Source organism: Parapedobacter pyrenivorans (assembly GCF_014636865.1).
In the GTDB taxonomy this organism is placed as follows: Bacteria; Bacteroidota; Bacteroidia; order Sphingobacteriales; family Sphingobacteriaceae; genus Parapedobacter; species Parapedobacter pyrenivorans.
The window spans coordinates 157,658-179,484 of the sequence record NZ_BMER01000006.1 but is presented as its reverse complement, the minus strand read 5'-3'; the positions used below and the strand labels follow the sequence as shown (position 1 = coordinate 179,484).

Here is a 21,827-nt window from a genome sequence, read left to right as displayed (position 1 = left end):
ATAGCTGATGATCTCCTGGAGTAACAGGTGGTCGATACTGCGAACAAAATGAATAGACTATTTTGGAAATACTACCCCAAATGGGTAGTATGGTCAAACCCAAAATAAGTTACCTTTATACACATCTTTGAAGAACATTATTCCTAAACATATCGGGATTAATTTTACACTACTTTATGAAAAGGGACAAATTTAGTTTGGTTATCATTGAGGATAATCAAGTTGTACTAAAGGCATTAACAGGGTATTTCAATAGATCTTCCAAATTTGAATTGCTGTTTTCCGCCAATTCCACCGAGGCGTTTATCAATACATGGAAAGACCAACACATTGATATGCTGTTATGCGATATCGGTCTTCCGGGTAAGTCGGGGATCGAAGCAACGCAATATCTCAAACATAAGTCACCTCGCACCCAAGTTGTCATGTTTACGGTTTTTGAAGACAAGGAGACTGTTTTTCAAGCACTGTGTGTAGGAGCCTCCGGTTACCTCCTTAAAAATACTCCCTTGGCCAAGATCGAAGAGCACCTGTTGGAAGTAATGGATGGCGGGTCGGTAATGAGTCCTCAAATTGCCCGTATGGTAATTGGTTATTTTAATCCTTTGTTTGCTAAGCAAGAAACGAAAGAAGCTGATCTACTTACCCAAAGAGAAATCGAAATCATTTCCATGCTGCAACACGGCACTCCTTATAAAACAGTGGCCGAAAGACTTTTTATTAGTGTGGATACCGTTAAGTTCCACATCCGTAATATCTATGGCAAACTACAAATCAATTCGCGATCGGAGCTTGTCAATAAATACTGACATAGCGATAGCCAGATGAACTTATGCAGACGGACGCACACCAGTTTCCCTATTTCGCGGTGGTAGAACACGACTGCTACGTCTTGCGTTGAGATCGATGTGACAGTAGTCGCTGCGTCCGTCGATATGCCCAACGTTCTTTGAAGTCGAGCCATTTCTGGCCCTGTATGCCTCGCATAGTATTATCTATGAGGCGCATCACAAATACATTGTACAGCATTTGGGCCGCGCGCTCCGGTGTACGGGGTAACGCACGTAATGTCATCGAGAAGCCACCATCGAGGTAGGTAATGTAGTGCCACCAACCACCAGGCATGTAGAGCGCATCGCCGTGTTTCATATATACTTCATATCCCCGAGCGTACTTCAAGGCGGGGTATCGGTCAAAATCGGGGTTCTCCATGTCTATTTTGTCGATATTGTGGATGGAAAAAGGGACCTTATATAAGTATTTGCTTTGATCAGGACCAAATAGCACGACTCGTTTGCTTCCTTCAAAGTGTATATGTAGGTTGTCGGGCAGGTCAATGTCATAGTGGGCGAAGACTTTGGATAATCCGCCACCGAAAAATAGGGCGGGTAGTCGCTTGAAAAACTTCAAGCCGATATCAGGATATTCAAAATCTTCAAGCAATTGAGGGCAATGGTCTTTCAATGTATAGAAAAAAATTCGCAGGTCGGTCGGTTGCGTTTTTAGCAGGTCGATGTACTCACTAAACCGCATGGAGGTTACGGGTTCGTATACGCTTTCTTTCCCTTGCGCAGGTTTATTGTCGTAGAGTGGTACCGTTTGTTCACCTACCAATGATTTAACATGATCAAATGTCCACTTATCGTTCCAGGCGTTCGTCAGGTTTTCGATGAGCACGGGTCGTTGCGGACGATGGTAATTTTTGATAAACTCAGCCTTTGGAATAGGCTGTATGCGTTCCAATGGTTCCAGATTAAATATTCCCATAAGCATCGATGGTTTGCGGTTCGATTTGATTTGTGCGATTGATTTTACCCAATAGGTAATCCTTACCCAAAAGCTCCGCGCAGGTCAACACCGCACTGATGGTTACACCCAGGATTCCATGCATATTGACGCTTTGGCCGGTAAGCAGCAGGTTTTTGATTTTCGTACGGGGTGGAAGATAGTTTTTAAGCGGCTGGCCAGCGTCTTTGACAAAGCCGTACATTCCTCCCGTTTCGCTACCGATGTAGTCGCGGTAGGTCAACGGGGTGGATACGTAGGTTGCGTGGATATGTTGCCGTAGGTTTGGAAATTTCTTTTCCAATTCGTCGAGCATGATCTCACTTTTCTGTCGTTTGAATTGCTCGTAACCATCGCCACGGTAACCGGTCGTTGCGACCGTATTGTGGGTTGTTGACCATTCCTCGACCTCATCAAAACGCATATAAGTAAATACGGTCATTCCTTCTGCCCATTGATCGTTTTCGCTTTTGGCATTCATGGATACCATATAGCCGGCAGGCCAGTCTGCTGCACGGTAGTGGATGTTGCTCCATACACTAGCCTCGTCCTTAAAATGGTAGTAATTTTTGTTGATGTAGGGCAGTCTACCCGGTTTCAGTACGATATAGAGGCTGAATGAAGAAATGGTGTTTTCTGCCTGTCTGATATGGTTAGCATAGGATTTACGTATCGGGTAATTGCCAATTAAGCGGAGCGTCTGCTTCGGGTCGATATTTGAGATGAACGTGGCTGCATGATAGGTGTTTCCGTCGGTGGTTGATACGGCGCGGAGCAAGCCATTTTCGATATGAAATTGTGACACCTCTTTGTATTTCAGCGACTTTCCACCATGTTTGTGTAGCTCCTTGATTAGTAGCTTGGCGATTTGGCCACCACCGTTTACACATCGCCATGCGCTTTCAATGTAAGAGTTAATGGCCAACGCGTGTACGTAAAACGGCGTCTTGTCGGCAATTCCGGCATATAGCAAGTTTGCGCCCGCAAGAACCGCGCGTAGTTTGGGGTTGACCGTGCAGCTGTTTACTACATCGCTCACTTTCATCCCCAAAATTTCTTCGTCCCATTCGTATGCCTCTTCTGCATTGAGGTGATATAGCGGGAAGCTTTGGCAAACTTCCTTCATCTTGTTGTAAAACAGCTCAATACCGCGGCGTTCATCGGGAAAATACCGGCTAAGTTGGGCGACGAAGTTGTCACCACCTTGTGCATACGGATATTCAATGGGATCGTTGTCAAAAGTAATCTTATCGAATCCATCGTTGTCCATGCGTTTGAGACGAAGTTTTTCGGCGATGCCCAAGTAATGGAAATACTGATAGAGATTTTGCCCTTTTTCTAGACCACCGATATAATGGACTCCCGTATCGAAGATACAACGGTTGCGTGCGAACGTCTGTAGATTACCGCCATATTGTTTGTTTTTCTCTAATACCAATACATTGAGTCCTTCTTTAGCGAGAATAGTGGCACATACGAGCCCACCCAACCCGCTACCAATAACGACAATATCAAACGGTCTATGCATTTTGTGGTAAAGATAACGATTTGTCGAAATAACGCCACTACGACCGGAATCCATCAACATAAATTGAGCTGTGCGATTATACTCAATTCCAAGCAACAAAATCGATCTTGCATTGTTTTCTACAAAAAATCGGTTAATATATGAGAGCAATATGGACAGGGGCGATTGGATTCGGATTAGTCAATATACCTGTAAAACTATTCAGTGCCACGGTGGATAGTCGACCCGACTTTGATATGCTTGATCGGAAAGACCGATCCCGCATACGGTATAAGCGCGTCAATGAACAAACAGGGAAGGAAGTTAATTGGGATAATATTGTGAAGGGTTTTCTATTGAAGGACAATTACATTGTACTGGAGGATGCCGATTTTGAAGAAGCCAGTCCGGAGAAAACCAAAATGATAAACTTACAGTTGTTCGTGAAAGAGGCTGATATTGAAAGCGTCTATTTTGAGACACCTTACTATCTCCAGCCGCAAAAAGGCGGGGAAAGGGTTTACCTTCTGTTGCTCAAAGCACTAGAACGGACAAAAATGGCCGGTCTGTCTACTTTCGTGATGCGAAATACGGAAAATCTTGCCATCATTAGGCCATATGAAGGAGTATTGATGCTCAACAAACTCAGGTTTCATGAGCAGGTGAGGAATACAGATGAATTGAACATTCCTTCGGGAATGAAAATTGCGAAACAAGAGATGGATATGGCCGTTCAATTAATCAAGCAGCATACCGGTGAGTTCAACATCGCGCAATACAAAGATGAGTATGGCAAAGAGTTGATGAAGATAATCCGTGCGAAAGCGAAAGGAAAACGCCCTACCTTAAGGAAGCTGAAAGTGAAAGCCACAACATCGACCGACTTGCTGGAGCAGTTGAAAGCAAGTTTGGCATAAAACGGGCATCAGTGACGAAGCATTTGATGGGCTTTGAACCATGTGATGGCTTTGCAGATACCGTTTTCGATGGGCTGAAAGGTGATGTCTAATTCTTGTTGCGCTTTTTGATTGGAGTAAAAATTCTTCACGCAGAGTATTTTCATGTTGGTAGACGAAAGGGGTGTTTTTAGGCCGAGCGCACGGAAAAAATCACCGATATAACCCGCAGCTAACAAAACCAGTGCTGGTATAGGGATGAGTATGGTGCGTTGGCTTGTTTGTTCGTTTAGTTTTTCGAAAAACTGACGGTAAGTGAGGTTGTCACCAGCCAAGAGGTAAGCCTCGCCATTTTTGCCTTTCTCCAGGGCATTCGTCACCCCATTCGCAGCGTCTTCCACGTTTACAAAATTTTTACCGCCGGGAGGGTAAAATACTAACTTTTTGGCATAACCCATGCGGATGATGGTGCCCGAGCTGGGTTTTCCGTCATATGGACCGATCATGAATGTGGGACTTACTATGGTAACCGCTATCTTATCTGCCATGGCCAAAGCCCGGTATTGTCCTTCTAGCTTACTTTTAGCATACCACGCTTTGGTAAACGGGGGTTTCGCCGGTAGGCTTTCATTACCCGGTGCTGGCAATGTGCCATAGCCAAAGGTATTGGCAGTACCCACATACACAATCTTTTTAACCTGATGTTTCAACGCAGCTTGGATGATGTTTTCGGTGCCTGTTACATTGATGCGATGATAGTCATCGTAGTGCAGTAGGTTTTGATCGGTGGTAGCCGCGCAATGGATGATGTAATCGCAGTCTGCTAAGGCTCGATCCAGCGATTTCGCATCGGTAATGTCTCCGACGACCAATTCAAGGCTGTTTTGTTGTGGTAAGAGGAATTTTTTAGTGTCGCGGATGAGCCCTTTTACCTGGTAGCCGCGGGACAGGAGCGCGACGATTGTGTTCGTGGCCAAGAGGCCATTTGCGCCGGTGACCAATACCTTCATGCGCGCTTAATCTCCTTTTTTATGGCGTTGGTCAGCAGTGGAAGTCGGATATATACCGGAAGGAATTTCATAACTATCCAAGTTAGCTTGTTTACCCAATTGAGCATGATGAGCGTGTCCCGCCTGAAGAGCTGCCGGATGGATATTGCCGCAACCTGCTCGGGGGTAAGCAGTCCCATTGTGGCAAAGAACCCCTGTTGCTGTAAACGCGCCGAAGAATCGGCATTGGTCATCATCGGTCCAGGATTGACCACACTGAAGAATATGTTACTGTCCGCGAATTCTTGGTACAGCCCCCGTGTGAAGCTGTGCACATATGCTTTGGAAGCTGGGTAGGCTGTTTTGTATCCAATGGGACTGTAAGCAGCCACGCTACCCACATTGAGCACATACGCTTTATCGCGTTTTATCAGATTGGGCAGTAACTGATGGGTGAGCAATGAAGTGGCTTTAACATTGAGCTGGATGATGCGATCAAGATAATCCAGACTGACATCCTGAAAAGGCTGCGTACCCCCGCATCCGGCATTGTTGATCAAAATGCTTAGCGGAAAATGCAGGTTGACCCAGGCAGACAATGCTACAATATTCTCCTTTTGGGTAAGATCTGTTTCATAGCAATGTGCTTCCTGCCCCAATGCTTCCACTTGAGATGCCACGACATCTAGGCCTTCCCCGGGCAGACTGATCAGGATGGTACTTATTTGCCTCTTGGCTAATTCTAGAGCAAAGGCTTTACCTAGGCCCTGGCTAGCCCCCGTTATTAATGCATACGTTCTGCTCATCGTCGGTAAAAATACGACAATTTCCTTGTAATCATCTTCACAAATCCGTTGACACAGGTGAGTTATCGCCCTCCCGGTTTCTTTTTCTTGCCAGTTCCGCACAGAAGAGCGCTGCGGAAACAGCGACGTTGAGCGATTCAGCTCTACCTACACGGGGAATTGTAACGCGATGTTTGAGGTGAGGTAATATGGCTGCATTGATGCCACTACCCTCATTGCCCAATATGATTAGCCCTTCATGACCAAAATCAGTCTCATAAATGGGCATGCCCTCAAGAACGGCTCCAAAAACCGGCAAAGGTGTATGTGCGATCAGTTCGGCTATATCGGTATAATGGATCTCCATCCGGGCGAGGGATCCCATGCTTGCTTGCACAACTTTGGGATTGTAAGTATCCACTGTTCCTGCCGAGCACACGACGCGCTTGAACCCGAACCATTCTGCAGTGCGAATGATGGTGCCGAGGTTGCCCGGATCCTGTATGTCATCGAGGACTAACGTGAAATCTCCGCTCAATGCATTACTTCTAAGTGCCGGATAGGAGGGGATAGATACCAGCGCCAGAACACCTTGTGGTGCTTTCAGGGAACTGATACGTATCAGTTCCTGTTCGCTGATTTCATCCGATTTTATATTTTGAGGTATTTTGACGAATTTTGCGGCCGCTTGGGCGGTATAAAAGACATGTTGTACAATATAGTCGGAATGAACGAATTCCATAACGGATTTAATGCCTTCTACAATAAACAATCCATGTTCTCTACGGAATTTTTTATGATGGAGCGACGTGATCGTACGGATTTGCAGTTTTGAAAGCATTGTCAATGGTTAAACGGAACTGTGTTTTTGCCTATGCAAGTATAATGCTTTTGTTGGTATTATTCTCATCCTGTCGTTCTACCCGCTTATTGGAAGATGGACAGGCTTTGGTGGCCAAAGTGGAAATTAGCGGGATTGATCCTCAATTTGCCGAACAAGCAAAAGCTTACATTCCACCGGATATCCGCCCTAATTCGCGCATTAATCTATTTATCTATAACCTGGCCAACGCGCGTAAGGGGCGTTACCGCACCCAGAATATCCGTAACGTGGGCGAACCACCACATCTTTTGGATAGCACATTGGTTGATTTTTCCACCCAGCAAATCAGTCGCTACCTGATATCCAAGGGCTATTTCAACACAACGGTAAACCACGAGATTACCCTGAAGCAGCGGCGGGCGCATATTTATTTCCATGTAGTGCCGGGAGAACCGTTTACCTTGCGTAAAGTGGATGTGGATATAGCCGATCCGCAGTTGGAACAGCTGTACAATGAGGAGCGGAGCCGTTTCACTAAAATCAAACCCGGTGCGCGTTATGACGCGGATTCATTGGTGGCCGAACGTGAACGTGTGTATCACCTCATGCGTCAACAGGGGTATTACGAGTATTTGCGGCAATATATGCGGGTGGACGTCGATTCAAGCCTTCGCAGCAACCAAGCGGATATCCGGCTTTTTGTCGATAATCCCGAAGGTCAGACCGTGCATACCAAGTTTACGATAGACAGCAGTTTCGTGACCATCCGGCATGATCGGCCCGACCTTAATCGGCCGGTGCCGAAGGAAACCCGGTTGACCGATGGTTTGTATTTCCAAGATTACACAGGGCGTTTCCGTGCGGCACCCATTGCTCGTTACCTTTTCCATCGCCAGGGAGATCGCTATAATGTCGATATGGAAAATCTTACCTATGATCGGCTCTATGAACTAAATGGTTTCCGCAGCGTAAAAATAAGCTACGATAAGCCGGATTCTAACCGGCTAAAAGTACATTATGAATTGGTGACACGACCCTATATGGGCAATCAGATCGAAGGCGAATACACCTTCAATGCAGGGATGAGCGGCTTCAATATTGGAAATACCTTTACCCATCGCGACCTTTTCGGTGGTCTGGAACAATTGGAAGTGAAGCTGCGTTATGGGGTGTTGTTTGACTCACGTTTACCGGGTAACCTGCTAGATCGGGTATTCAACAATGATTTCCAAGTGGGTATTAACATCACCGTGCCGAGACTGATTACGCCATTCGCGGTTCCGCCTGTCGGCAGAAGCGGTTTGCCCCGAACGGTTTTTTCGGCCAATTTACAGGCATTCGATCAGTTTCAAACTTACTCTAACCGATATTTTAGTGGCACGCTGTCATACAATTGGTTTGACACGCGCTATAAACAGCATAATCTTACCCCGATCGTTTTGGAATACCGGTACGGAAGGTTGAACAGCGAATTTGCACAACGGCTGGTCGACCAAGGATTTCTGCTTTATGTACGCAGCAACAACAGGGCTTATTTTGGGCTGGGCTCCCAATATGCTTATACCGTGAATGCCGTTAGGTTATCCCGGCTGGAGGACTTTTTGTATTTTAGAGGTGCATTGGATTTGAGCGGCAACCTGTTGGGATTAGCCAGTCAGGTTATTGATTTCAAACGAAATGTAGATGGCGAGAAAGAGGTGTTGGGCGTGCCTTACTTGCAATATGCAAAGGTTGAAACGGACTTACGGTATTATCGGCACCTAGGGGGAGATAGGCAATTGGTTTTACGGCTCAATCCAGGCGTTGCTTTGCCGTATGGTAATAACTCGAGTTTGCTGATCTTTGAGAAAAGTTTCTTCGGTGGCGGTATGAACGGTATCCGCGCATGGCAGGCCCGCACGTTGGGCCCCGGTAATTACAACCGGGAAGTGCTTGACCCCGGTTTGCGCCTCAATTTCCGCAATCTCGATCAGCTCGGAGAAATTAAGCTGGAAGGAAATGCGGAGTATCGTTTTAAGCTGGTGAATGATATATTTGGTGCAAAGTTGAAAGCGGCGACATTTATCGATTTCGGCAATATCTGGCGGATCGACGAAAATGAGCTGAATCCCGGCGGTGAGTTTAAATTTAATCGCTTCCTCGGGCAGTTGGCGGTCGGCGCAGGTGCGGGACTACGGTTTGACCTGGATTATTTCGTTATCAGGCTGGATGCGGGGATGAAGGTACGCGACCCGCAGTTCAATGGTGCAAAACAATGGGTGATTTCCGAATTTTTCAATAGCCGGGAATTTAAAGAACGATATCGCATTACCAACGCACCTGACCGTTATAATTTCATTCAGTATAACTTCGGTATTGGGATGCCTTTTTGATTTGAAGATATGTAGATTGATTTTTAATCCTCAAATCAACCCCTTTATCCCATGCGTAATCGTTTCAAAAATACTTTCAAGATCCAACCCCTTACTATAATTGTAGATAAAAAGACCGATCAGAATCACGATTGCCAATACCATTAGCCGTTTGAAAAGGTAAGCGACCAGCAGGATCACTGCCGGGATAAGGATGAGGTAGTACCAATTGATGGCAATGGGCTTTAGTCCGGTGTCATTTTTCAGTACATAATATAGCCGCCCTTGGGAGCCTCGTTGGTTGCGATGTTTAATGAATACGAATGCTGAAGCTTCGATGGCATTTGGGGTTATGGCCACACCCTCATGGAATTTCAATTCCTGATTGAAACCGTTGATGATAAATTGATAGCTTCCTGATATAGAGTCCGTCGGATTCTCGTCGGCATCTGTAGCGATGATGGCCAATTTACCGTTTTTGATGAGGTTTTCCTTAACGATGAAATGGTCAATGCCGTTGCTGTGCTGCGCGTGCAACAATCCAGAAAAAAACAATGTAACCAGTAAACAACCGAATTTCCACATTCCTTTAGTTGGTGTTGAATCATGCAATGTTAAGGAAAAAAGATAGAAGTTGCGCATTTTTCTATATTTGTGGCTGCTAAGGTGTTTTACTTCCATCTTTCCAATTAGAGCTGATTACATTCATGGACTATATCATCGGTGTGGATATCGGTACGTCGGGTACCAAGGCAATTGCTTTTCGCTTGGCCGGTAGCATTATTGCCGAATACCACGTTAGTTATTCGCTACTTAACCCGCAACCGGGTCATTTTGAGCAGGATCCCAATGTGTTGTTGTCAGCCGTGGTCGAATCCATTGCCCGGGTAGTCCAAACGGTAAAGAAAGGCGCTGTGGGTACCCAGCTATTGGGTGTTGGTTTCAGCAGTGCCATGCATGGCCTCATCGCCATGGATAGGCAAGACCAGCCACTGACGAACTGCATCACATGGGCCGATACGCGTAGCGAATCCTTTGCAACTCGGTTAAAAGGTACGCCCCATGGGATTGGCATCTATTTGAAAACCGGTACACCTATTCATCCGATGTCGCCGCTCTGTAAATTGTGCTGGATACGAACCCACCTCCCCATTATTTTTTCAAAAGCACAAAAATTTATATCCATCAAGGAATATGTGTTCTTGAGGTTATTCGGTCGTTATCTGGTGGATGAATCCATTGCCTCCGCAACAGGCCTTTTTGATATCTATGCTTTCCAGTGGCATGCCCCAGCCCTCGATTTGGCGGGCATTTCATCGATGCAGCTTTCCGAACCGGTACCCATTACCTATACGTTGTCGGGTTTAACCAAGCGCTATGCTGACGATATGGGCATTCCAGTGGATACGCCGTTTATTGTGGGCGGCAGTGACGGTTGCTTGGCTAATTTGGGTGCACACGCCGTGGGGGCAGGAGAAGCCACGGTTAGCATCGGTACAAGCGGGGCGATACGGATGATGTCTAACCATCCCGTAACCGATCAACAAGCCCGAACGTTCTGCTACGCGCTCACAGACAACCTGTTTGTTTTGGGGGGAGCAGTGAATAGCGGTGGAGTGGCGCTCCGTTGGTATGGCGAGAATTTCGGCCCTGCCGGTGTACCCCAAGCGACAGCTTTTGAGTTACTTGCCAATGATGCATCCACAGTGCCCGCCGGTGCCGAGGGGTTGGTTTTCTTGCCCTATCTCGCAGGCGAACGTGCCCCGCATTGGAATGCGAAAGCGAAAGGCATGTTTTTTGGCGTACAGATGCACCACCGGAAGGCTCATTTTACAAGAGCCGTATTTGAGGGCGTCATATACGGAATGTATAGCGTAGGAAAGGTATTGGAAGAGATCGCAGGTCCGATTAAAGTTATCCATGCCAATGGTGGGTTTGCCCGATCCTCGCTTTGGGTACAATTGCTAGCGGATGTTTTTAATAGACAGGTACTGGTGCGGGAAGAAAGTGTGGAAGATGCCGCTAAGGGTGCCTATATCGTTGCGCTAAAGGCCTTGGGCAAGATTTCGGATTTCGATGCACTAGCGCATAAGTCGGAGCAGGATCGATATGACCCCAATCCGGCAGTATATTCCGTTTATATGGAAAATTTTGACCGGTTTGGCCGGCTATATGACAAGATCAAGGATGAGTTTTAATCGATCATATTAATAAACCAATTAAAAAAGATGGTACCTATCATTATTGTTGCATGTGGGGTGTTATTGCTGTTGCTTCTTGTTATTGTATTCAAACTGAGTGCTTTTTTTTCACTCATTATTACTTCTTTGGCTGTCGGGGTGGCCTTGGGTATGCCTGCCTCGGATGTAGTTAATTCCATCGAAAAGGGAATGGGGAGTACGTTAGGTTCGCTCACCATGATATTGGGGTTTGGCGTGATGCTTGGCAGACTGATTGCCGACGGGGGCGGTGTGCACCGAATTTCTACGCGCCTGATTAACGCATTCGGTCGGAAGAACGTACAGTGGGCGGTCGTGATTATTGGGTTTGCGGTTGGTATTCCAATGTTCTATAATGTAGGCTTTGTCATTTTGGTACCCTTTGTCTTTGCAATTGCAGCACAGACTCGATTACCGCTTATTTACGTCGGACTGCCCATGCTGGCATCGTTGTCTGTGACACACGGTTATTTACCCCCGCATCCGGGGCCAACTGCTATTGGTACGTTGTATCATGCGGACATGGGGCTCACCCTGATCTATGGGATTGCGGTTGCGATTCCGGCAATTATCCTGGGAGGTGTCGTCTTTTCCTGGACATTGAAAGGCATCCGTCCGAATCCACCAGCCCAATTTGTGAATGTGGAGATGCCGGCCGACGCAGAAAGCCCCGGTTTTTGGATCAGCCTATTTACCGGATTGCTTCCGGTATTGCTCATTGCCTTTTCTTCATCATTACTACTTATTCTCCCAACCGATTCTCGACCAGCGGCTATCGTGTCGTTCATAGGAAATCCCGCCATTGCGTTGCTGATCTCGGTGTTTGTCGCCGTCTACACTATGGGCATTGCACGCGGAAAAACGATGAAAGTCGTTATGGATAACTTGGAAGATTCGGTGCGTAGCATTGCGATGATTCTGTTGATCATAGGTGCTGCCGGATCGTTTAAGGAAGTATTGGTAGATAGCGGGGTAGGTGATCATATAGCGGAATGGGCAGGCAAGCTCTCTTTTTCGCCCTTGATTTTGGTATGGGCCATTGCGGCTGTTATCCGGGTGGCGCTTGGCTCGGCGACTGTGGCAGGGCTCATGGCCGCCGGCATCGTATTGCCACTTATCGGGTCGACCAATACCAGCCCTGAGCTGATGGTACTCGCCACGGGGGCAGGTTCACTCATGTTCTCTCACGTCAACGATACCGGCTTTTGGATGTTTAAGGAATATTTCGGCCTTAGTATTCGCGATACCATTTTATCGTGGTCGCTCATGGAGAGTATTGTTTCCGTTGTGGGGCTCGTTGGTGTCTTGATATTGGATATTTATATATAGCCTGTTCGGTAAAAAATGTGATACAGCGATAAAATACTTGATGATTCAAGTAGTTTTGGGCGTTTAAAGCTGTACATTTATGTCTTTTTGAGGTGGTGGGCATTATCCAAAGCCAGACATTCAGATACTAAAATGAAGAAGAAGTACCTTTATATTGCGATAGCAATCGTTGCTGTGGCCTTTATAAGTTATCGTTTGACGCGTAATGACAAGCCCAAAGTAGCGGCGCCGACTTCACCCCAGGAGCCAGGTATGATGGAGGTCAACGCGGTTATAGTGGCTCCTCGGGAATTTTCGAATATCATTACGCTATCGGGGTCTATCGAGCCCAATGAACAGGTGCAGATTCGCAGTGAAGTTTCTGGTATTGTAAGAACGTTGTCTTTCCGTGAGGGAACGGCAGTTCAAAAAGGGCAAGTGCTCTTGCGCATTGATGATTCCGAATTGCAAGCGCAGCTCATTCAGGCGCAGAGCAGTGAAAAATTGGCAGAGGATAATGAAAACCGTGCTCGCCTGCTATTGGAAAAGGAAGCCATTAGCCAGCAAGAGTATGACGTGGCTCATGCGGATTACCAGTCGGCCAAGGCGCAGACCGTACTGATCCGCGCTCAGATCGCTAAAACTACGGTACGGGCTCCTTTTAGTGGAAAAATAGGCCTTCGATCGATATCTGAGGGTGAATACCTTACACCGACTACCGTGGTAGCGAATTTATTGAGTGTCAATCCTGTCAAGATTTTGTTTTCAGTGCCTGAGAAGTACAGTGGTCAGATCCAGGTTGGACAAGGATTGACCTTTGGCATTAGCGGATCGGATACGAAGTACCACGCAGAGATCTATGCCATCGAACCCGGTGTAGATGCGACCACGCGGACGGTCAGCATTCGAGCCATCGCAGAAAATCCCGGAGAACAGCTTTTTCCAGGCTCCTTTGCACGTATTGAATTACCATTGGATCGGATGGAAAACGCAGTTCTGGTACCTACCGAAGCGGTGATCCCCATTCAAAACGGCAAACAAGTGTTCTTGTTGAAAGATGGTAAGGCTACCGCAATACCGGTAGAAGCTGAAAATCGTACCCGCTCCGACGTGTTGATTACCAGCGGAGTGAATATAGGCGACACCGTATTGATTTCCGGTATCATGTCAGTCACCGACGGAATGCCGGTAGCCGTGCAGGTTGTCGAATAGGACGTAAATTATAAGCCCATGAGTCTTTCCACCATAAGTATTAAAAGGCCGGTTCTTACGATCGTGATGAACTTGATGCTTATTTTGTTTGGCGTCATTGGATATACTTTCCTGGGAGTACGCGAGTTTCCCTCCATAGATCCGCCAATCGTATCGGTACGGACCAATTACGCCGGCGCCAATCCAGATATCATCGAATCCCAGATTACCGAACCGCTGGAACGTTCGATCAACCAGATCGACGGCATCCGTAACATTTCCTCATCGAGCAGTCAGGGCTCCAGCCGGATTAATATTGAATTTCTCTTAAGCAAAAACCTGGAAGAGGCGGCGAATGATGTTCGGGATAAGGTATCTCAGGCCATGCGCAGCCTCCCGCAGGATATCGATGCGCCACCGGTAGTATCCAAAGCTGATGCCGATTCCGAGCCGATCATCGTGATGACGGTACAAAGCGAATCGCGTTCGCCGCTCGATCTTGGTGAGATTGCTGATAATGTGATTGCACAGCGCTTGCAGACATTGCCTGGGGTGAGTTCGGTACAGATTTGGGGCGAAAAGCGATACGCCATGCGATTATGGATCGACCCGATGCAGCTCTCCGCTTATGGGCTTACGCCATTGGATGTTCGTAATGCATTGAATCGCCAGAATGTAGAATTACCATCAGGAAAAATTACCGGAGAAAATACTGAACTGGCGATAAAAACCATTGGAAACCTAACTACCGAAGCCGAGTTCAATGATTTGATTATCCGATCGGAGGGTGACCGTATAATCCGGTTTGGAGATATTGGAAACGCCGTACTTGGCCCGGAAAATCTAGAAAGCGAGTTTCGCGAGTCGGGCTCCGTTATGGCCGCTATGGCGATCATACCACAACCAGGCACCAACTACATCGATATTGCTAATGCATTTTATGAGCGCTTTGAGCAGCTCAAGAATGAAGTACCCTCAGATATCAAAATGGAGGTCGCCATAGACAATACGCTATTCGTGAAGCGTTCGGTTTTAGAAGTTGCCGAGACCATTGTCATCGCGTTGATTTTGGTGATTTTAATTATCTTTCTTTTCTTCCGGAATTGGGGTATTGCATTCCGTCCGTTAATTGATATCCCCGTATCACTGATTGCCACTTTTTTTGTGATGTATCTGTTTGGGTTTTCGGTCAATGTACTCACACTACTGGCAATTGTATTGGCTACCGGTCTGGTAGTCGACGATGGTATCGTGGTTACGGAAAATATTTACAAAAAAGTAGAGGAGGGCATGTCTCCCATCATGGCTGCCATTAAAGGGGCCAATGAGATATTTTTTGCTGTCGTCTCTATTTCCGTCACTCTGGCCGCTGTATTTTTACCGGTGATGTTTATGGAGGGTTTTGTGGGACGGTTATTTCGAGAGTTTGGGGTGGTGATCGCTGCCGCGGTATTGATTTCGGCATTCGTATCGCTATCGCTTACACCCATGCTCAACGCCTATCTGATGCGCAGTAATGCCAAACATTCCTGGTTTTACAACGTGACCGAACCATATTTTGTCAAGATGACCACAGGGTATGCTAATTCCCTACGTCGGTTTATGCACACCAAATGGGTCAGTTTTCCAATACTTGCTGTTTGCTTTGGTCTGATTGCTTGGTTTTGGGTTCATTTGCGGAAAGAAACCGCACCCTACGAAGATCGGAGCCTCGTACGTGCCAGTGTGACGGCACCAGAAGGAAGTACGTTTGAATACATGGATCGTTTTATGCTGGAGCTTGTCCAATTGGTCAATGATTCCGTGCCGGAGAAAACCGTCAATATGGTCAATACATCGCCAGGTTTTTCAGGTACCGGGTCAGCAAATACGGGAATGATGCGTATCGGTTTGGTGCCGCCGGAAGACCGCGAGCGATCGCAAGATGAGATCGCAGAAGCCTTGACACGCCAGACTAGGAAATATACGGAAGCGCGAACCTTTATTTCCCAGCAACCGACTATTTCTGTAGGCCGACGGGGAGGAATGCCTATTCAGTATATCATCCAAGCGCCGAATTTTGGGAAACTTGAAGAAAAGATACCCGAATTTATGCGTGTAGCGACGGCTGATCCCACATTTGCGAATGTGGATGTGAATCTCAAGTTCAATCGGCCAGAGCTCAATATCAGCATCGACAGAGATAAGGCGCAGAGCCTTGGCGTATCGGTATTAGACGTTGCACAAACGCTGCAGCTTTCGCTGAGTGGACAGCGATTTGCTTATTTCTTGCTGAATGGGAAACAATATCAGGTGATTGGTCAGTTCTCGGATCTCGACCGAAGCTCACCGTTGGACTTGGCGACTATCTTTGTTCGCAGTAGTACCGGTGAATTGGTGCAACTCGATAATCTAGTGGATATGACGGAAAAAAGCAGCCCGCCGCAACTGTACCACAACAACCGTTTTATGTCGGCCACCATTTCCGCCTCATTGGCTCGCGGCCGAACGATTGAAGATGGGATTGAAGCGATGGACCGGATCGCAGATCAGGTGCTGGATGATAGCTTTTCAACTGACTTAGGTGGTGAATCGCGGGATTTCCAGGAGAGTAGCTCCAATACGTTGTTCGCCTTTGGCTTGGCGTTGTTGTTGGTTTATTTAATCCTTGCTGCTCAGTTTGAAAGTTTTCTGGATCCATTTATCATTATCCTTACGGTGCCCATGGCTGTCGCCGGGGCCATGCTTTCCCTATGGCTTACTGGGCAGTCATGGAACATTTTTAGTCAGATCGGTACCGTCATGCTTATCGGCTTGGTCACCAAGAATGGTATTCTGATCGTGGAGTTTGCCAATCAGCTGAAAGAGCGGGGCAGGCCGGTGCGCCAGGCCATCATAGAAGCTGCGGAAGCACGGCTCCGTCCCATCCTGATGACTAGCCTTGCTATCTCATTGGGAGCATTGCCTATTGCCATGGCATTTGGGGCAGCTGCTACAAGCCGGATCGGAATGGGCGTGGTGATTGTCGGTGGAACACTGTTTTCATTGATACTTACCCTATATATTATCCCGGCCGTTTATGCATTGTGGTCAAGAGCGCATAAAGTGAACCCCGATTTGGAAGAAGCAAAGCGTGTAGAAGAAGAAGTGGCGGCAGGTGCACATTCATTATGAAGAGACTGATTATTATTGTTTGCTTTATCACGCCCTTTTATGGGCTAGCTCAGTCCGAGCCCGAGCTTAGGTTGGACGACGCCATTGCCATTGCATTGGAAAATAATTATGATATTCGTTTGGTAGCTAAAGACGTTGCCATTGCGACGAACAATGTGCACATCGGCAATGCTGGTATGTTGCCCGTTGTTAGTGGCGATGTATCTGCTGCTGCAGGTATCCAAAATACTACGCAAACGCTTCTTAGTGGCGAAACCCGGGCCTTGCGTGGCGCGAGGAATCGGTCAATGGCCTATGGTGCCAATTTGGATTGGACTATATTTGATGGGCTTCAAATGTTTACGCGTTATGAGCAGCTTAAGGAATTAAAAGCCTTGGGCGAAGCCAATCTAAAGGCAGCCATCTTGGCAACCGTATATGAGGTGGTAAGCGGATATTTTGACTTGGTCCAGCAACAGCAACTGATAGACGCTACGCAGACCGCCCTTGAATTGTCCGCATTCCGCTATCAAACGGCTGAAAATAGGTATCAGATTGGTAGGGCTTCTAAACTGGAAGTGTTAGCAGCCAGTGTGGACCTCAATACAGACACAACAAATCTACTGCGTCAGCACGACCTATATCGGCGGAGTCAAGTGAGGCTGAACGAATTGTTGGCTCGCGATGTGAATACAGATTTCGGTGTTGTCGATACCATTGTGATTGCAAATGACCTGCACTACGAAACACTATTCCAACTGGCGAAGCAATTGAATCCAACTTTGCAGTCGGCTATTGTCAACCACCGGGTCAGTCAGTTGGAGTTGAAACGCATCAAAGGCGAACGTTATCCCGTTGTCGCCATCTCATCAGCCTATACCCGTTCGCAATCCAGTACGCAATTGGGTTTTTCCACCCGATCGCGAAACAATGGATTCAATTATGGCATTTCCGCGTCGATGAATATTTTCAACGGTTTTATGCAACGACGGAATGAGCAGAATGCGGAGTTTGCCATGGAAGCCGCAGAAATTGAGGTCGATAAAATCAATAAGAATATCGAAGCACAATTACTGGCTGCGTATCAGACTTATCTGATGAATTTGGAGTTGGTGCGACTTGAGGAAAGGAATAGAGACATCGCCAACGAGAATATGGACATCACGCTGGAGAAGTTTAAACTGGGCAGTATCGCACCGCTGGAATTTCGTGAAGCCCAACGCAATTTTGTGGACGCCAGTACCCGATACAGTACAGCACAGTATCAAGCTAAATTGGCTGAAATAACACTAAACCAAATAGCAGGGGCGTTAAAGGTTGAGTAAGGGTTTTTATTTTCACATAATTAATCCGATATTTGATATCCGAAGAAGGCTAACGCAATAAACACCATTATCCCATGATATTAGTAGCAGACAGCGGATCTTCCCAATCGGATTGGATGTTGGCATTACCCGACGGCGAGCGGTTGGCATTTACAACGAAGGGGTTGAATCCTTTTTTTGTGAATGAAAAAGATATTGCAAAAATAATACAGAATGCTCAAGAAATCGTGCCATATGCGGATCGCGTGAGTGAAGTCTATTTTTTTGGCTCAGGGTGTACAAGTCCGGACAGACGCGAAATGGTTTCCAATGCGTTATCGCAACTCTTTACCAACTCCTTCATTTCAGTGGAAACCGATCTTGTCGGTGCAGCCTACGCAACCTGCGGCGATCGAAAGGGTTATATTGCTACGCTGGGCACCGGTTCCGATGTGAGTTTCTTTGACGGACATGAAGTGCTACCTACCCGACAAGGTCTCGGTTATGTACTCGGAGACGAGGGCTCCGGCGTATGGTTTGGAAAACAATTGGTAACCAAATTCTTGTATGGTGTTATGCCTGCTGATCTTTCGGCCGAATTTTATGCAAAGTATCGTATAAATAAAGAAATTATTATCAAGAACGTATATCAACGCGCTTCTCCTAATGCGTATCTAGCCTCATTAGCTCTTTTCATGGGGGCGCACGCAGACCACCCCTTCATAGACGAATTACTCATAACGGGATTTAGGGAATTCATCGTCACAAACATTAAACCATTTCCAGACCATAGGGACTATATATGTCATTTTGTGGGGTCTATTGCGTTCTATTTTATTGAGCAATTACGTGAGGTCTGTGAACAGCAAGACGTCAAGATAGGGAAAGTGTTACGGCGTCCGATAACCGAGCTTTTTAACTATATCGTTCAACGGGAAAAGAACTACGAAATACAGGCGTAGGGCGGAACTCAACAGTTAGAGATTTTAAGTAAACACGTAAGCATATGAAATTAGTTGTTTTAATACTGGCTGCAATGATGATTAATCATTCAGCGGATAATGTGCATCAGTTTACCTTCACCGCTATTGATGGTAAACAAGTAAATCTCTCTGAATTTAAAGGCAAGAAGCTATTGCTCGTGAATACTGCCTCCGAATGCGGGTTCACTAAGCAATATGCTGGATTGCAAGAGCTATCAGAAAAATATGCAGACAAGGTGGTCGTCATCGGCTTTCCAGCCAATAATTTCGGCGGGCAGGAACCTGGGAGCAATGTTGAAATTCAGGGATTTTGTGAAAAGAATTTTGGGGTGACTTTCTTGTTAGCGGAAAAAAGCAGTGTGAAAGGAGATGACATATCTCCCTTGTTTAAGTACCTTACGACAACCGAAAATGTTGATTTTGCTGGCGACATCAAATGGAATTTTGAAAAGTTCTTGATAGACGAAAAGGGCAATCTCATTCATCGTTTCCGCTCTAAAACCGAGCCATTGAGCGACGAACTTATCAGCAAGCTGTAAAACAAAGAAGCCTCCTGTTTAACAGGAGGCTTCGAACTAACCAATTATAAACCTAAATTATGAAAAGACAATTGAAAATCAATGCACCAACATATGCATTACAACTACCGCTATGCGTAGTAATTACACCTAATAAAACGAAGAAATAAGCGGATTAGTCTTTTGACGGAAAAATAAATAGAACCAATCAGGTTGGCCGAATGTTATTCACCGGTTCGGTAAAAGCATGCCCGGCATCGCGGTTCATAATGATCCTTTTCACCCAATAGTAGCTTTTGTTCACCCTTGGCAACACGATAAGAGTAATTTGCAGGTGCCCCGCATCGGATGCATACCGCATGCATTTTGGTCACATGCTCGGCGATGGACATCAAAGCTGGTACCGGGCCAAATGGAAGACCCATGAAATCCATGTCTAGACCGGCTACAATGACCCGGATACCGCCGTTGGCTAACCGGTTGCACACGTTAGGTAGCTCGTTATCAAAAAACTGTGCTTCATCGATACCTACCACGTTTGCAGCGCTTCCCAATTGCAGAATCGTCGATGAATGATCAACAGGGGTAGATGATATACTATTGCTATCATGTGACGTAATATTGGTGTGGTGATAGCGAGTATCCATTGCAGGCTTAAAAATCTCTACGGTCAATCTGGCAAGCTGCGCACGTCGCATTCTGCGGATGAGTTCTTCGGTCTTTCCCGAAAACATGGAACCACAAATCACTTCGATACTCCCATAGGGAGTGTCTCTGCCCACAAACCGATCTTCTGAAAACAACATGGTATATTCTTCGTGTTCTGCTTGGCAACCTTAATTCAAGGCATTCCCAAGGTTTGCTAATATCTGTATTTAATGTTAATTTTCGACTATGGTTTTTTGTTTCGCCCATTAGCTAGACAATCAGTCAATTACTTTGCTTTGGCGGGCACTATCATTTGCATATGAATAGCAATTTGCCTAAGTTTGACTCATCTTTTATCGATTACACAAGTATCAGTTTCGATTTTATGGCAACAAAAAAGCAGGTTTTAGAAAAAATAGCAGATTTACTGAACGATATTAACGATCAGTATCCAGATTTGGAAAACGATACGACAGGGCAAAGTAATCTAAAAGGTGATCTTTTTGAGGCTACCGTTAATTATTTTGCTGCGTATGTAGCCGTATATAACAAGTTGCAGAAGGCTGAAATCGGAACACTTGGTGGTCTTGAAGTTGAAACGGACGATACTAATGAGGTAGCGGTGGCTGATTCGGATGAGATTATCTTTACGCCGGCCATCGATAGTGCGGAAGAGCAAGCCTCACATACTGAGCAAGTCGAAGATACTGAAGTTGATGATCCGGATGATTCTACGATGGATGAGGAGGATGAGTATGCGGAGGAAAATGTCGATGACGTTGTGGAGGAAGAGGCAATAGACGTTGTGGAGCGGGATGTGGATGATTCCGAGGGCGAAGATGAGGATGAGACTGAACAAGAAGACAACCAGCCTAGTGAAGGGCTAGAGTCGGACCTGCCCGAGCCGGATTTTGGCGCTGAGGAAACAGATAAAGAGACCGATATTGGGGAGGAACCTGTTTCGGAGGAGGTAACCATCCAGCAGAAGGCCGTGGAAATCGATGTGCCTGACAAGCAAGAGGTAATTCCTTCGGACGAAGAGAAACCCTCACGGCCACTTTCTATCAATGAAATATTATCGGCACAGCGTAAGGCAGGCAGCAGCCCACTATTTGCGGCTCGTAGCGAAGTCGATCGAATCTTAGATATCAAATCGGCCATCAGCCTCAATGACAAATTGTTATTTATCAAAGATCTCTTTAACGGATACAGCTTGGCGTATAGCGAGGCAATCGAATTGTTGAACAGGTATGATGATTTTGCTTCTGCAGATGCTTTCTTGCAAGCCAATTACGCAAAGAAAAACAACTGGGTTGATAAACAAATTGCTGTAGATAAGCTATATGCCATTCTTAGGAAAAGGTTCGGGTCATAAAGCCTATCCTTTT

18 protein-coding genes are annotated in these 21,827 nt (G+C 46.3%); 11 read left to right on the top strand and 7 right to left on the bottom strand.

All coding sequences use genetic code 11. From position 1 onward, the window contains the following. Positions 1-176: 176 nt before the first annotated feature. Positions 177-809, top strand: a complete 633-nt coding sequence (locus tag IEV98_RS22075) for a response regulator (protein WP_188508220.1) — start codon at positions 177-179, stop codon at positions 807-809. Positions 810-885: 76 nt separating this feature from the next. Here the strand turns inward: IEV98_RS22075 and IEV98_RS22070 are convergent, their stop codons facing one another. Continuing rightward, positions 886-1,767, bottom strand: a complete 882-nt coding sequence (locus IEV98_RS22070; protein WP_188508219.1) for a cupin-like domain-containing protein — start codon at positions 1,765-1,767, stop codon at positions 886-888. Next, positions 1,754-3,313 (bottom strand): phytoene desaturase family protein, encoded by a 1,560-nt coding sequence (locus IEV98_RS22065; protein WP_188508218.1) that lies wholly within the window; start codon positions 3,311-3,313, stop codon positions 1,754-1,756. Before IEV98_RS22065 ends, IEV98_RS22070 begins: the two co-directional genes overlap by 14 nt. A 140-nt stretch (positions 3,314-3,453) precedes the next feature. Here IEV98_RS22065 and ku point away from each other — a divergent pair, with 140 nt between their 5' ends. Further along, the gene (gene ku, locus IEV98_RS22060) at positions 3,454-4,209 is read left to right on the top strand and encodes a non-homologous end joining protein Ku (protein WP_188508217.1); all 756 of its coding nucleotides are present in this window, start codon (positions 3,454-3,456) and stop codon (positions 4,207-4,209) included. An 8-nt stretch (positions 4,210-4,217) separates the two neighbouring features. Here ku and IEV98_RS22055 read toward each other — a convergent pair whose 3' ends face one another. From IEV98_RS22055 to IEV98_RS22045, 3 genes are read right to left on the bottom strand one after another with little or no spacing between them, the layout of a single operon-like run. Then, complete coding sequence (locus tag IEV98_RS22055; protein ID WP_188508216.1) at positions 4,218-5,198, bottom strand: NAD-dependent epimerase/dehydratase family protein; 981 nt, start codon at positions 5,196-5,198, stop codon at positions 4,218-4,220. After that, positions 5,195-5,983 (bottom strand): SDR family NAD(P)-dependent oxidoreductase, encoded by a 789-nt coding sequence (locus IEV98_RS22050; protein ID WP_188508215.1) that lies wholly within the window; start codon positions 5,981-5,983, stop codon positions 5,195-5,197. Before IEV98_RS22050 ends, IEV98_RS22055 begins: the two co-directional genes overlap by 4 nt. A gap of 37 nt (positions 5,984-6,020) precedes the next feature. Further along, the gene (locus IEV98_RS22045) at positions 6,021-6,803 is read right to left on the bottom strand and encodes a TrmH family RNA methyltransferase (protein WP_188508214.1); all 783 of its coding nucleotides are present in this window, start codon (positions 6,801-6,803) and stop codon (positions 6,021-6,023) included. Positions 6,804-6,847: 44 nt separating this feature from the next. Here IEV98_RS22045 and tamL point away from each other — a divergent pair, with 44 nt between their 5' ends. Next, positions 6,848-9,157: a translocation and assembly module lipoprotein TamL gene (tamL, locus tag IEV98_RS22040; RefSeq protein ID WP_229738904.1), complete on the top strand. Its 2,310-nt coding sequence runs from the start codon at positions 6,848-6,850 to the stop codon at positions 9,155-9,157. 30 nt (positions 9,158-9,187) lie between these two features. Here the strand turns inward: tamL and IEV98_RS22035 are convergent, their stop codons facing one another. Then, complete coding sequence (locus IEV98_RS22035) at positions 9,188-9,778, bottom strand: hypothetical protein (RefSeq protein ID WP_229738903.1); 591 nt, start codon at positions 9,776-9,778, stop codon at positions 9,188-9,190. A 65-nt stretch (positions 9,779-9,843) separates the two neighbouring features. Here IEV98_RS22035 and IEV98_RS22030 point away from each other — a divergent pair, with 65 nt between their 5' ends. The 7 genes from IEV98_RS22030 to IEV98_RS22000 all read left to right on the top strand — a co-directional run bounded on the left by IEV98_RS22030 (position 9,844) and on the right by IEV98_RS22000 (position 19,812). Further along, positions 9,844-11,334: a gluconokinase gene (locus IEV98_RS22030; RefSeq protein WP_188508212.1), complete on the top strand. Its 1,491-nt coding sequence runs from the start codon at positions 9,844-9,846 to the stop codon at positions 11,332-11,334. Between the two features lie 30 nt (positions 11,335-11,364). Beyond that, positions 11,365-12,684, top strand: coding sequence for a gluconate:H+ symporter (locus IEV98_RS22025; protein WP_188508211.1), 1,320 nt, complete (start codon positions 11,365-11,367; stop codon positions 12,682-12,684). 132 nt (positions 12,685-12,816) lie between these two features. Continuing rightward, on the top strand, positions 12,817-13,875 hold the full coding sequence (locus IEV98_RS22020) for an efflux RND transporter periplasmic adaptor subunit (protein WP_188508210.1): 1,059 nt from the start codon (positions 12,817-12,819) through the stop codon (positions 13,873-13,875). Between the two features lie 18 nt (positions 13,876-13,893). Next, entirely contained in the window at positions 13,894-17,007 is a 3,114-nt protein-coding gene (locus IEV98_RS22015) for an efflux RND transporter permease subunit (RefSeq protein ID WP_188508209.1), read from the top strand. After that, positions 17,004-18,311: a TolC family protein gene (locus IEV98_RS22010; protein WP_188508208.1), complete on the top strand. Its 1,308-nt coding sequence runs from the start codon at positions 17,004-17,006 to the stop codon at positions 18,309-18,311. The genes IEV98_RS22015 and IEV98_RS22010 overlap by 4 nt, the downstream gene beginning before the upstream one ends. A gap of 74 nt (positions 18,312-18,385) precedes the next feature. Next, complete coding sequence (locus tag IEV98_RS22005; protein ID WP_188508207.1) at positions 18,386-19,252, top strand: N-acetylglucosamine kinase; 867 nt, start codon at positions 18,386-18,388, stop codon at positions 19,250-19,252. A 44-nt stretch (positions 19,253-19,296) separates the two neighbouring features. Next, positions 19,297-19,812: a glutathione peroxidase gene (locus IEV98_RS22000; protein ID WP_188508206.1), complete on the top strand. Its 516-nt coding sequence runs from the start codon at positions 19,297-19,299 to the stop codon at positions 19,810-19,812. 203 nt (positions 19,813-20,015) lie between these two features. On the opposite strand, the gene IEV98_RS21995 is transcribed toward IEV98_RS22000, so the two are convergent. Next, positions 20,016-20,597: a thymidine kinase gene (locus IEV98_RS21995; RefSeq protein ID WP_188508205.1), complete on the bottom strand. Its 582-nt coding sequence runs from the start codon at positions 20,595-20,597 to the stop codon at positions 20,016-20,018. 227 nt (positions 20,598-20,824) lie between these two features. Between IEV98_RS21995 and IEV98_RS21990 the strand changes: the two genes are divergently transcribed. Further along, on the top strand, positions 20,825-21,814 hold the full coding sequence (locus IEV98_RS21990) for a DUF8457 domain-containing protein (RefSeq protein ID WP_188508204.1): 990 nt from the start codon (positions 20,825-20,827) through the stop codon (positions 21,812-21,814). The last annotated feature ends 13 nt before the right edge of the window (positions 21,815-21,827 follow it).